12 protein-coding genes are annotated in these 11,935 nt (G+C 73.4%); 4 read left to right on the top strand and 8 right to left on the bottom strand.

Features of this window, described 5'->3' with window-relative positions; translation table 11 throughout:
* Positions 1-137: 137 nt before the first annotated feature.
* From ACIBR0_RS22170 to pdxH, 7 genes are all read right to left on the bottom strand, one after another.
* The gene (locus tag ACIBR0_RS22170; protein WP_396718525.1) at positions 138-902 is read right to left on the bottom strand and encodes a DUF4230 domain-containing protein; all 765 of its coding nucleotides are present in this window, start codon (positions 900-902) and stop codon (positions 138-140) included.
* 99 nt (positions 903-1,001) lie between these two features.
* Complete coding sequence (locus tag ACIBR0_RS22165) at positions 1,002-2,162, bottom strand: acyl-CoA dehydrogenase family protein (protein ID WP_396718523.1); 1,161 nt, start codon at positions 2,160-2,162, stop codon at positions 1,002-1,004.
* 21 nt (positions 2,163-2,183) lie between these two features.
* A complete protein-coding gene (locus ACIBR0_RS22160; RefSeq protein WP_091593012.1) occupies positions 2,184-2,489 on the bottom strand; it encodes a type II toxin-antitoxin system VapB family antitoxin in 306 nt (101 codons plus the stop codon).
* Between the two features lie 136 nt (positions 2,490-2,625).
* Positions 2,626-3,228 (bottom strand): nitroreductase family protein, encoded by a 603-nt coding sequence (locus tag ACIBR0_RS22155; RefSeq protein WP_396718520.1) that lies wholly within the window; start codon positions 3,226-3,228, stop codon positions 2,626-2,628.
* A gap of 10 nt (positions 3,229-3,238) precedes the next feature.
* On the bottom strand, positions 3,239-4,168 hold the full coding sequence (locus ACIBR0_RS22150) for an aldose 1-epimerase family protein (protein WP_396718517.1): 930 nt from the start codon (positions 4,166-4,168) through the stop codon (positions 3,239-3,241).
* 10 nt (positions 4,169-4,178) lie between these two features.
* Entirely contained in the window at positions 4,179-5,462 is a 1,284-nt protein-coding gene (locus ACIBR0_RS22145; protein WP_396718515.1) for an MFS transporter, read from the bottom strand.
* Positions 5,459-6,103 (bottom strand): pyridoxamine 5'-phosphate oxidase, encoded by a 645-nt coding sequence (gene pdxH / locus ACIBR0_RS22140; RefSeq protein WP_396718601.1) that lies wholly within the window; start codon positions 6,101-6,103, stop codon positions 5,459-5,461. The genes ACIBR0_RS22145 and pdxH overlap by 4 nt, the downstream gene beginning before the upstream one ends.
* 269 nt (positions 6,104-6,372) lie before the next feature.
* Here pdxH and ACIBR0_RS22135 point away from each other — a divergent pair, with 269 nt between their 5' ends.
* The 4 genes from ACIBR0_RS22135 (at position 6,373) to ACIBR0_RS22120 (ending at position 11,331) form a co-directional block, all read left to right on the top strand.
* Positions 6,373-7,479, top strand: a complete 1,107-nt coding sequence (locus tag ACIBR0_RS22135; protein ID WP_357034035.1) for a citrate synthase 2 — start codon at positions 6,373-6,375, stop codon at positions 7,477-7,479.
* Between the two features lie 415 nt (positions 7,480-7,894).
* Positions 7,895-9,022: a phosphoserine transaminase gene (serC, locus tag ACIBR0_RS22130; RefSeq protein ID WP_396718512.1), complete on the top strand. Its 1,128-nt coding sequence runs from the start codon at positions 7,895-7,897 to the stop codon at positions 9,020-9,022.
* 185 nt (positions 9,023-9,207) lie between these two features.
* On the top strand, positions 9,208-10,287 hold the full coding sequence (gene sepH, locus ACIBR0_RS22125; RefSeq protein ID WP_396718509.1) for a septation protein SepH: 1,080 nt from the start codon (positions 9,208-9,210) through the stop codon (positions 10,285-10,287).
* A 57-nt stretch (positions 10,288-10,344) separates the two neighbouring features.
* A complete protein-coding gene (locus tag ACIBR0_RS22120) occupies positions 10,345-11,331 on the top strand; it encodes an aldo/keto reductase (RefSeq protein ID WP_396718508.1) in 987 nt (328 codons plus the stop codon).
* A 22-nt stretch (positions 11,332-11,353) separates the two neighbouring features.
* Here ACIBR0_RS22120 and thpR read toward each other — a convergent pair whose 3' ends face one another.
* The gene (thpR, locus tag ACIBR0_RS22115) at positions 11,354-11,932 is read right to left on the bottom strand and encodes an RNA 2',3'-cyclic phosphodiesterase (RefSeq protein WP_396718506.1); all 579 of its coding nucleotides are present in this window, start codon (positions 11,930-11,932) and stop codon (positions 11,354-11,356) included.
* Between the last annotated feature and the right edge of the window lie 3 nt (positions 11,933-11,935).

The raw sequence follows: 11,935 nt of genomic DNA, 5'->3' as shown, positions 1-11,935 counted from the left end.
GCCGGGGGGGTGGGGGGCACCGGGGCCCCCCCGGCGGGGTCCGGCCCGTGGGCCCCCTCCGGCGGGGGGGGGGGGGGGGGCCCCCGGCGGGCCCCCCCCCCCCCGGGGGGGGGGGCGCCCCCCGCCGCGTTGCTGGGTCAGGGAGCGGTGTAGGTGACGGTGACCTTCTCGTAGCCCAGGGAGCGGAGCAGCCCCTCCAGCATCTTGCGGGTGTTCTCCTCCGCCCGCTGGTTGAGCCCGCTGTCCCGGGCGGCGGTGGTGATCCGCTCCTCGGCGAGCTGGTAGACCTGCTGCTGCCGGTTGGGGTCGCCCCCGACCAGGTCGCCGACGCGGTTGAGCAGACCCCGCTCCTCGGCGAAGACGTAGCTCTTCTCCAGGTCGAGGTTGGTCTTGCCGAGCTGTGGCGCCGGCAGCTTGATCTCCACCGACTTCCCGTCGGCCGACTCGACGATCGCGCCCTCGGAGATCTTGGCGAAGTCGACGTACGCCTCGACGCTGCCCGCGCCGACGAAGAGCGTGCGCTCGTTGACCAGCCAGTCCGGCACGTTGTTGCGGTCGTTCTGGAGGTCGACGACCACCTGGAAGTTGCCCTCGGCGGCGACGTAGCGGCTGAGGTCCTGGATCGACTGGAGCAGCGGCGGTTGGCTGCGGTCGGTCTGCTCCTTCGCGAACGGGTTGCGGAAGTCGGGCAGCAGGCCGGTGGCCTGCACGCCGAGCAGCGCGACCACGGCCAGTGCCGCCGCGCCGAGCACCCAGAGCAGGCCGCGGGCCGGCCCACCGGACGGTACCGGCGAGCCCGGGGTGGGCTCGGGCGGCTCCTCCGAGCGCGTCTTGAGCGTGTCGGCGGTCGGGTAGCCGGGAAACTCCCTGGTGGGTTCGTTGATCTCAGCGTCGCGGGCCATGGCCCTCTCCGTCCTCGTCAGACACGTCGTCTTCCTCAGACGTTACGACCCCTGTACGACACCCGCTCGGCGAGCCACCCGAACGGGTGAGGGCCTGCCCTACGCGAACGCGGACAGCCCGGTGAGCTTCTGCCCGATGACCAGTTGGTGGATCTCGGAGGTGCCCTCGTACGTCAGCACGCTCTCCAGGTTGTTGGCGTGCCGCATGATCGGGTACTCGCCGGACACCCCGTTGGCGCCCAGGATCGTGCGGCACTGGCGGGCGATGGCCAGCGCCTCCCGGACGTTGTTGAGCTTGCCCACGCTGACCTGGTCCGGGCGCAGCTTCCCGGCGTCGGCGAGCCGCCCCAGTTGGAGCGCGAGCAGGAAGCCCTTGTTCCACTCGACGGCCATGTCCGCGAGCTTGGCCTGGGTGAGCTGGAACCCGGCGAGCGGCCGGCCGAACTGGGTGCGGGTGGTCGCGTACGTCAGGGTGGTCTCCAGGCAGTCCCGGGCCGCGCCGAGCGCACCCCAGACGATGCCGTGCCGGGCCTCGGTCAGGCAGCTCAGCGGGGCCTTCAGCCCGCTCGCCCCGGGCAGTCGCGCGTCCGCCGGGAGCCGGACGTCGTCGAGCGTGATCTCGCCGGTCACCGACGCGCGCAGCGACATCTTGCGCCGGATCTCCCGCGCCGTGACACCGGGCGTGTCCATGGGTACGGCGAAGCCGCGTACGCCCTCGTCGGTGCGCGCCCAGATCACCGCGACGTCCGCGACGGGCGCGTTGGTGATCCACATCTTGCCGCCGTGCAGGATCCAGTCGTCGCCGTCGCGGCGGGCCCGGGTGGCCATCGACGCCGGGTCGGAGCCGTGGTCCGGCTCGGTCAGGCCGAAGCAGCCGATCGCCTCACCGGTGGCCATCGCGGGCAGCCAGCGCTGCTTCTGCTCGTCGCTGCCGTACTTCCAGATCGCGTACATCGCCAGCGACCCCTGCACGGACACCAGCGAGCGGACCCCGGAGTCGCCGGCCTCCAGCTCCAGGCAGGCGAGCCCGTACGCGACGGCCGACGAGCCGGCGCAGCCGTACCCGGTCAGGTGCATGCCGAGCAGGCCGAGCTTGCCGAACTCGCGGGCCAGTTCCCGCGCGGGCACCTGGCCCTCCTCGTACCAGCCGGCGACGTGCGGGCGTACCCGGTCGTCGATGAGCTGGCGCACGACGGCGCGGATCTGCCGCTCCTCGGAGGTGAGCGACGCGTCCAGGTCGAGCAGGTCCAGAGGGCTCATGCGGGCCACCTTAACGAAGACTCACTCCACGGCCTCGGAGAGGACGAGCACCCGGGCGTGGATCTGGTTGCGCTGCTGGAGCGCCGCCCGCAGGGCCCGGTGCAGCCCGTCCTCCAGGTAGAGGCCACCGTTCCACTGCACGACGTGCGGGAACAGGTCCCCGTAGAAGGTCGAGTCCTCGGCGAGCAGCTTGTCCAGCGCCAGCTCGCGCTTGGTGGTGATCAACTGATCCAGGCGCAGCGGGCGCGGAGGGATCTCCGCCCACTGTTTGAGCGTCAGATTGTGCTCCGGATAGGGACGCCCGTCCCGGACCGCTCTGAAGATCACGACGGCACGCTCCCCTCCCCGCGGCACCGATGACCGTGCCAGCGTAGCCGCCCTCCGCACACCGCGTTCTGCTCCCTGATGCCAGTTTCGCTACCGCCCGTCCGTTTCTCAACCCGGACGAACCTTGCGCAGTCGCTCAGCTCCACCGGCCTCGGCGGACCACCTCGTCCACCGGACGACGCCCGCGACGCAGCGACGGTGACCGGTGGTCCGGGGCACGATAACCCACCGTGATCGCCCCGACGGGCTGGTACTCCTCCGGCACCCCGAACGCCGACCGGTAGTCGTCGGTCCGCTGCGGGGGGATGCCGAAGAAGCACGCCCCCAGCCCCTCGTCCACGGCGGTGAGGAGCATCAACAGGGCGGCGAATCCGGTGTCGACGATCCAGTACGGCACCGGCCAACGCTCCGTCGACCGGTCGGCCCAGCCCTTGTCCGGCTCCGCGTACCGCTCCAGGTACGCCGATCGGTTGGCGTGCGGGACGATGATCAACGGTGCCCGCCGCATGCCGGTCAGCCAGCGCTCCCGGCCACCACCCACCGGAGTGGCCACCGACCAGAACCGCTCCCGGTCCTCCGGGCTCTCCAGCACCAGGAAGCCCCAGCCCTGGGCGAACCCGGCGGAGGGTGCCCGGATGGCGTGGTCGAGCAGCCGGTCCACCACGTCGGGCGGGACGGGACGATCCGGGTCGTAGTTGCGCACCATCCGGCGCCGCCGGACCACCTCACCGAACTCCACGCCGATCTCCTCAGGCCCCGGGCCGTACGCCCCACACGCCCCGCCACCCGACGCCGGGCTTCAACGCGATCACGTCCCGGCCGGAGCGGAACGCGTCCGGCGGGCAGGTCATCGGCTCGATCGCCACCGAGCGGCGGTGCCGTTCCCCGGTGAGCGCGTCGGAGGTGAAGACCTGCCACCAGCCGAACTCCCGGTCGGCCCAGATCCGCACCCCCGACGAGCCGTCCGGCGCGACCAGGCTGACCGAGGAGCCGCCCTCGTCGTCCCGGATCACGTCGCCGAAGCACATGTCGAGGCGTGCCCCACCGATCCGGCGCGGGCTGGTCCAGTCGTACTCCGTCCCGGCCACCGGGCTGACCCCGATCGGCAGCAGTCGGCCGTCCACCTGCACCCGGCTGCGGGCCGGCAGCCCCAGCGTCAGGTCGTCCACCGCCACACCGGGCAGCCGCAGGTACGGGTGCACCGCCAGCCCGAACGGGCACGGCTCCCCGCCGGTGTTGGTCACCTCGTGCGCGACGCGCAGGCCGTCCGGCCCGACGGAGTACCGGGTGCGCAGCCGGAGCGGCCACGGGTAGCCGGGGGTCGGCGGCAGGTCGTAGCCGACGGTCACGGCGTCCGCCGACTGCTCCACGAGGTACCACGACACCCAGTTGACCAGGCCGTGGATCGCAACCCCCCGCTCCGGCTCGCTGAGGGTCAGTTGCAGCTCCCGGTCGCCGTACGCGTACCGCCCGTCCCGGATCCGGTTCGGCCAGGGGGCGAGCACCTGCCCGGCGCAGCCGGGGCAGATCTCGTCCTCGGCGTACCCGTCGAGGTAGTCGACGCCGTCGTGCCGGTAGGTCCGTAGACCCCCGCCCACCTCGACGACGACGGCCTCGTGGCCGGCTGCGGAGATGGTCCACTGCGCGCCCGAGGGGGGACGCTGGTCGGGGTTGTCCATGTCGGCGACCTTAACGGGACACGCCCGCCGCCCGGTACCGCAGCAGTGCCGGGAAGGCCACCGCCAGCGCCACCGCGAGCACGGCCGCGCCGAGGCCGCCACCGATCCACGCGACGCCACCGCCGAAGCCGGCGGCCATCGCGCCGGCCCGCAGGTCGCCGAGGCGGGGGCCACCGGCGACGACGACGATGTTGACGCCCTGGAGCCGGCCGCGCATCCGGTCCGGGGCGTACACCAGCAGCATCGACTGGCGCAGCACCGCGCTGACCAGGTCGGCGGCGCCGGCCACGGCGAGCAGCAGCACCATCAGCCAGAGCTGTCCGGCGAGGCCGGCCGCGGCGACGGCCAGCCCCCAGCCCACCACCGCGACCACCAGGGCGAGACCCTGCCGGCGCAGCCGGCCGATCCAGCCGGAGCTGAGCCCGCCGAGCACCGCCCCGATCGCGATCGCGCTGTAGAGCCAGCCGACCGCCGCCCCGCCGCCGAACCGCTCCTGGGCCACCTCCGGGAACAGCGCCCGCGGCATGGCCAGGATCATCGCGATCAGGTCGATCGCGAACGAGAGCAGCAGCACCGGCGTGGTCGCCAGGTACCGGAGGCCGTCGACGATCCCGGCCAGCCCGCCGCGCCGGACCTCGCCGTCGGCCGGCGGCTCGGGCGGCATCGCGGGCAGCCGCAGGGTCGCCACCACCAGCCCGGTGAAGAGCACCGCGTCGAGGGCGTACGCCACCGGCAGGCCGGCGCCGGTGCCGAAGGCGGCGAGGACCAGGCCGGCGGCGAGCGGCCCGGCCACCGCCGCCGCGGTGAAGGTGGTGTAGTTCAGCGTGGTGGCGGCCGGCACCAGCTCCGGCGGCAGCAGCCGGGGCAGGATCGCCGACCGCGCCGGGGAGCTGATCGCGAACGCGATGGAGTGCACGGTCACCAGGCCGAGCAGCAGCGCGGCGCTGCCCACGCCGACCAGCGACTGCGCCAGCAGCGCGAGCACCGAGGCCCAGAGCAGCGCCGATCCGCCGAGCAGCACCCGGCGCCGGTCGCGGGCGTCGGCCACCGCGCCACCCCAGAGCCCGAAGACCAGCAGGGGTACGAAGCCGGCGACGCCGAGCAGGCCCACCCAGAGCGAGTCCTGGGTCAGCGCGTACATCTCGACCGGCACCGCGACGGCCGTGACCTGGAAACCGAACGACGCCACCGTGTTGCCCAGCCACAGCCGCCGGTAGGCGGGCACGGACAGGGGACGCAGGTCGATCGCCAGCCGGCGTGCCGCGCTCCGCCGGCGGTCCTTCACGTCCGTCACGGTGCCAACCGCTCCACGCCCCACTCGCCGGGCCCGACCAGACGGAACCGCAGCCGGTCGTGCAGCCGGCTCGCCCGCCCCTGCCAGAACTCCACCGACTCGGGGCGTACCCGCAGGCCGCCCCAGTGCGGCGGGGCGGGGATCGGCTCGACGTCGGCGAACCGCTCGGCCGCCGCCCGGTACGCGCCGTCGAGCGCCACCCGGTCCGGGATCACCCGGGACTGGGTGCTCGCCCAGGCGCCGAGCTGGGAGCCGCGCGGGCGGCTGGCGAAGTACGCCTCGGTCTCGGCCCGGTCGACCCGCTCCACCCGGCCGGCCACCACCACCTGCCGCTGCATCGGGAACCAGGGAAAGACCAGGCTGGCGTACGGGTTGGCGGTCGCCTCGGCGCCCTTGCGCGAGTCGTAGTTGGTGAAAAAGACGAAGCCGTCGGAGTCGTACCCCTTCAGCAGCACGGTACGGGCGCTCGGCCGGCCGGTGGCGTCGGCGGTGCCGACCACCATGGCGTTCGGCTCGGGCAGGCCGGCGGCCACCGCGTCGGCGAACCAGCGGTCGAACTGGGTGTGCCAGTCGGTGGCGAGCTCGGCCTCGGAAAGGCCCCGGTCCGCCGCGTACTCGTTACGCATCGCCGCGGGCGGCATTGTGTCCCCCGTCACGTTGTTACTCCTCCCCCACCGGCCGGTCACCGCGCTGCGCGCAGGCCAGCACGTACCGCCCAGTCTCACCGACGACCGGGGCCGTCGCCCATTCGGGGATGTCGCGTGTAGCACAGCGGTAGCGGGTCGCGCACTTGCGTAACCAGCAGGCAAGATGTCACGAACACATCCCTGAGGGTCGCCTGAGGCGCTCGCCCGGCTGGGCCGGGTATCCGAGCCCGGGCTGGCGCACCGAGCAGATCCAGGAGAGCGACATGGCCGATTTCAAACCCGGACTGGAGGGCGTCGTAGCCTTCGAGACCGAGATCGCCGAACCCGACCGTGAGGGCGGCGCGCTGCGCTATCGCGGGGTCGACATCGAGGATCTGATCGGCCAGGTCTCCTTCGGCAACGTCTGGGCGCTCCTCGTCGACGGGCGCTTCGGCCCGGGCCTGCCGCCGGCCGAGCCGTTCCCGGTGCCGGTGCACTCCGGCGACATCCGCGTCGACGTGCAGTCGGCCGTCGCCATGCTCGCCCCGTACTGGGGTCTCAGCCAGCTGCTGGACATCTCGGACGAGCAGGCCCGCGAGGACCTGGCCCGGGTGTCCGTCACCGCGCTGTCCTTCGTCGCCCAGTCCGCCCGCGGCCTGGGCCTACCGGCCGTGCCGCAGAAGGAGATCGACAAGGCGCAGACGATCGTCGAGCGCTTCATGAAGCGCTGGCGGGGCGAGCCCGACCCGCGCCACGTCAAGGCCGTCGACGCGTACTTCATCTCGGCCGCCGAGCACGGCCTGAACGCCTCCACGTTCACCGCCCGGATCGTCGCCTCGACCGGCGCGGACGCCGCGGCCTGCATCTCCTCCGGCATCGGCGCCCTCTCCGGCCCGCTGCACGGTGGGGCGCCGTCCCGCGTGCTCAGCATGCTGGAGGCGGTCGAGCGCAGCGGCGACGCCGAGGGGTACGTCAAGGGCGTCCTCGACCGGGGCGAGCGGCTGATGGGCTTCGGCCACCGGGTCTACCGGGCCGAGGACCCGCGCGCCCGCGTGCTCCGCCGCACCGCCAAGGAGCTGGGCGCGCCGCGCTTCGAGATCGCCGAGGCGCTGGAGAAGGCCGCGCTGGCCGAGCTCCAGGCCCGCCGCCCGGACCGGGTGCTCGCCACCAACGTCGAGTTCTGGTCCGCCGTCGTCCTCGACTTCGCCGAGGTACCGGCACACATGTTCACCTCCATGTTCACCTGCGCCCGGATGGGCGGCTGGAGCGCGCACATCCTGGAGCAGAAGCGCCTCCAGCGGCTCGTCCGCCCGTCGGCCCGGTACGTCGGCCACAGCCCCCGCAAGCCGCAGGAGGTCGAGGGCTGGGACGCCATCCCGCACGGCGTCTGACCCGTTCGCCTGGTCCCGCAGCACCTCCGAACCCCCGTCCCAGTCCGGGACGGGGGTTCGCCCGTCCCGGCCACCGCCAACCCACTCCCACCCCGCCCCCACCCGCCCCGGCCCGCCCCGGTGTAGATCCACTCGACGTCATTGAAGTCGGGTCGAAAAACGCACCCGGACACCCCGAGGTCAGTGACGTCGAGTCGATCATGTCTCGGAACCGGTACTGCGCCCCGCGACATGACGGAGACCGCGGAGCGGACCGGGACGGCGGGCCGAGGGCAGGGCGGAGCGGGCTGTGGCGTACGCCTCAGGGCCCGGCGTGGGACCAGCGGCGATGGTGGTCGGCCGGAGTGCGAGGATGAGGGTCGGCAGTGTCGCCGGACCGGCCCGCCCTCGCCCATGTGGAAGGATCGAGACAACCGTGGCTGACGCACCGACCATCCGGATTCCCGACGAGATCAAGCCCGCCGACGGCCGCTTCGGCTGCGGGCCGTCCAAGGTCCGTCCGGCGGCGGTCTCCGCCCTGGCCGACGTGGCGACGAGCTACCTCGGCACGTCGCACCGGCAGAAGACCGTGCGCGACCAGGTCGCCCGGCTGCGCCGCGGCATGGCCGAGTTCTTCTCCCCGCCCGAGGGCTACGAGGTGGTCATCGGCAACGGCGGCACCACCGCCTTCTGGGAGGTCGCGACGTTCGGCCTGATCCGGGACCGGGCGCAGTTCGCCAGCTTCGGGGAGTTCGGCGCGAAGTTCGCCAAGTCCGTCAAGGACGCGCCGTTCCTGGGCGAGCCGACCGTCCGCAAGTCGGAGGCCGGCTCCGCGCCCTCGCTGGTGGCCGAGGCCGGGGTGGACGCGTACGCGACCCCGCACAACGAGACGTCGACCGGTGTCGCGGTGCCGATCAGCCGGGTGGCCGGCGCCGACGAGGGCTCCCTGCTGCTGGTCGACGCCACCTCCGGGGCCGGTGGCCTGGAGGTCAGCGTCGGCGAGACCGACGTCTACTACTTCGCCCCGCAGAAGTGCTTCGGCTCCGACGGCGGCCTCTGGCTGGCCCTGATGTCGCCGGCCGCACTGAACCGGGCCGCCGAGATCAAGGCGTCGGGCCGCTACATTCCGGCCTTCCTCGACCTGGTCACCGCGATCGACAACTCGCGGCTGGAGCAGACCTACAACACCCCGGCGCTGGCCACCATCTTCCTGGCCGCCGAGCAGACCGACTGGATGAACTCGCAGGGCGGCCTGGCCTGGGCGGCGAAGCGCACCGCCGAGAGCGCCAACATCGTGTACGGCTGGGCGGAGCGGTCGTCGGTGGCGACCCCCTTCGTCACCGACCCGGCACTGCGGTCCAACGTGGTCGCCACCATCGACTTCGCCGACGAGGTGGACGCCACGGCGATCGCGAAGGCGCTGCGCGCCAACGGCATCGTGGACACCGAGCCGTACCGGAAGCTCGGCCGCAACCAGCTCCGCGTCGCGCTGTTCCCGGCCGTCGAGCCGGCCGACGTCGAGGCGCTGACCGCCTCCATCGACTACGTCGTCGAGCGACTCTGACCTACCGTCACGGTCGGTGGCCACCGGGCCTCCGGCGGCCACCGACCGTGATCATCGTCGCAGCTCAGTCGCGACATGCGGGTGTCGCTTCCCCCACCTCCGGGCAGGACAGCGTACGGTGGTGCGAGACGCCCGGGTGGCCGACTCGTGGCGTGCGGTCAGCGAAGCGGGACGGAGGCAACGCTATGCGCCCAGTACGCTTCGTCGCCCTCTCCGAGGACGGCCAGGCACTGGTGCTCGCCGACGAGGTCGGGCGACTGCTCGCCCTTCCCATCGACGAGCGCATCGCCTCTGCCCTGCACGCCGAGCCCGGTGGGCCACCGCTCGCGGCGGCCCCGGCCGTCGCCGACGTCGCGCCCTCGCTCTCGCCGCGCGACATCCAGGCCCGGATCCGCTCCGGTGAGTCCGCAGAGGACGTGGCCCGCATCGCCGGCGTGCCGGTCGACCGGGTTCTCCGCTACGCCGGTCCGGTGCTCCAGGAGCGGGCCATGCTCGCCCAGCACGCGCGCCGCACCCGGCTCAAGGGCGCGGAGAAGCCCACCCCGCTCGCCGAGGTGGTCAACGGCCGGCTGTCCCAGCACGGGATCGACACCGAGAAGATCTCCTGGGACGCGTGGCGCCGTGACGACGGCACCTGGCGGATCGTCGCCACGTGGCCGTCGGGCAAGGCGACCGCGCAGGCCGTCTGGGACCTGGACAAGACCCGGCAGAACGTCGCGCCGCACGACGACATGGCGCAGTACCTGTGCGCCGAACGCCCCACCCCGATCCTCGGCCAGGAGCCGGCACCCGAGCGGGGCGGTCACGCGCTGCCCGGCCCGTCCCGGTCCGAGCCCGGTCGGGGCGGCCACGGCCTGCCCTCGCCCGGGGAGCACGCCCGCCCGGGCCGCGACCCGATCCGCGCCGGCCGGGACGCCCTGCTGGCTTCGCTCGACCGGCCGCTCGGCGCCACCTCGGGCCGGGGCCTGGAGCCGCGTACGCCGGCCGCTCTGGCCGGGTCGGACTCGCCCCGCCAGCGGGCGATGGGCGGCGGTGCCGCGGCGCTCCTCGGCGGTGGGCAGGGTTCGGCCTTCGACGACGACTCGGACGCGCCCAAGGAGGTGCCGGCCGTGCCGTCGCTCGCGGTGCTCCGGCCCCGCCGCACGGGTGCGCCGGCCGCCGCGGCGGGCGAGTCCACCGATGCCAGCGGTAAGCCGCGCAAGCGCCTGCCGAGCTGGGACGACGTCCTGTTCGGCAGCGGCCCGGCGGCCCGCGAGTCCTCCTGATCCTTCGGTCCACCCTGATGGTGGGCACTCGAAGTGCCCGCGTGACAGGGTGGACCGATGGAGTACACGAACCTCGGCCGGACCGGTCTGTCGGTCAGTCGCCTCTGCCTCGGCACGATGAACTTCGGGCCGCAGACCAGCGAGCAGGACAGCTACGCCATCATGGACCGTGCCCTGGAGCACGGCATCAACTTCTTCGACACCGCTGACGTCTACGGGTGGCAGACCGGCGAGGGCGTCACCGAGCAGATCATCGGCCGCTGGCTCGCCCAGGGTGGTGGCCGGCGGGAGAAGGTCGTCCTCGCCACGAAGGTCTACGGCAAGATGGGCGACTGGCCCAACGAGCAGGGACTCTCCGCCCGGCACATCGTGCGGGCCTGTGAGGGGTCGCTGCGCCGGCTCCAGACCGACACGATCGACCTGTACCAGATGCACCACATCTCCCGCACCACGCCGTGGGAGGAGATCTGGCAGGCCATGGAGACCCTGGTCGCCCAGGGCAAGGTGCTCTACGTCGGATCGTCCAACTTCGCCGGTTGGCACATCTCGGTGGCGCAGGAGGCCGCCGGCCGGCGCAACTTCCTCGGTCTCGTGTCCGAGCAGTGCATCTACAACCTCCTGACCCGGCACGTGGAGCTGGAGGTCGTACCCGCCGCGCAGCACCACGGCCTGGGCATCATCCCGTGGTCGCCGCTGCACGGCGGGCTGCTCTCCGGCGTGCTGCGCAAGATGGCCGAGGGCGGGGCGGCGCGCGGCACCTCCGGCCGCGCCGCCGACGCCCTGGCCGCGCACCGGCCGACCATCGAGGCGTACGAGAAGTTCTGCGCCGACCTCGGTCACGACCCGGCGGACGTGGCGCTGGCGTGGCTGCTCTCCCGGCCCGGCGTGACCGCGCCGATCATCGGTCCGCGCACCACCGAGCAGCTGGACCGCTCGCTGGGTGCCCTGACCGTCACCCTCGACGACGCGGCGTCGAAGCGCCTCGACGAGCTCTTCCCGCCGATCGGCAACGGCGGGCCCGGCCCGGAGGCGTGGGCCTGGTAGCGGAGGCGCCGCACCGGAAGGGTCAGAGGGGCCAGGCGGCCAACCGGTCGTAGGTGGGCCGGGGGCCGGGGTGGCTGCGGACGAGCACCATCTCGGTCGCCGGCCACTCCGGCCCCTCGTACGCCCGCAGGGTCTCCACGTCGGCGGCCACGTCCTCCGCGGGCACCCGGTCACCGGGTCGGGCCACGGTCAGGTGGGGGCGGAAGGGCTTCTCGTCGTGCGGGAGGCGGCCGTGCCGCAGCCGGGACCGGACCAGGCGGGCCAGCACGTTCATGGCCTCGACGTCTCCCCCGAGGTCCACCCACACGACGGTGAACCGGTTCCGCCCGAAGCGCCCGCCGCCGGTCAGCCGGAGCCGGGGCGTGGACGCCCGACCGTCGCGGAACCACTCGGCGGCCAGTCCCAGTGCGCTCTCCACCGCGATCAGCCGGTCGGCCTCGACGTCGCCGAGGAAGGCGAGGGTGACGTGGGCGTTGGCCGTGTCGGCGAGCCGGACGTTGGTGCCGTTGGCCGCGGCCGTGCCGAGCCGCAGCCGGGCGACCTGCTCGCCGAGATGCGCGACGGCCTCGGCCGGCGGGTACACGGCGACGAAGAGCCTCACCGC

The organism is Micromonospora sp. NPDC049497 (assembly GCF_044465805.1).
In the GTDB taxonomy this organism is placed as follows: Bacteria; Actinomycetota; Actinomycetes; order Mycobacteriales; family Micromonosporaceae; genus Micromonospora.
This window is presented reverse-complemented; position numbering and strand designations above follow the sequence as displayed.

Bases quoted from the DNA above. Each gene is read 5' to 3' on its own strand.
- ACIBR0_RS22170 (WP_396718525.1), bottom strand. From the start codon at position 902: ATGGCCCGCGACGCTGAGATCAACGAACCCACCAGGGAGTTTCCCGGC.
- ACIBR0_RS22165 (WP_396718523.1), bottom strand. From the start codon at position 2,162: ATGAGCCCTCTGGACCTGCTCGACCTGGACGCGTCGCTCACCTCCGAG.
- ACIBR0_RS22150 (WP_396718517.1), bottom strand. From the start codon at position 4,168: ATGGACAACCCCGACCAGCGTCCCCCCTCGGGCGCGCAGTGGACCATC.
- pdxH (WP_396718601.1), bottom strand. From the start codon at position 6,103: ATGCCGCCCGCGGCGATGCGTAACGAGTACGCGGCGGACCGGGGCCTT.
- ACIBR0_RS22135 (WP_357034035.1), top strand. From the start codon at position 6,373: ATGGCCGATTTCAAACCCGGACTGGAGGGCGTCGTAGCCTTCGAGACC.
- sepH (WP_396718509.1), top strand. From the start codon at position 9,208: ATGCGCCCAGTACGCTTCGTCGCCCTCTCCGAGGACGGCCAGGCACTG.
- ACIBR0_RS22120 (WP_396718508.1), top strand. From the start codon at position 10,345: ATGGAGTACACGAACCTCGGCCGGACCGGTCTGTCGGTCAGTCGCCTC.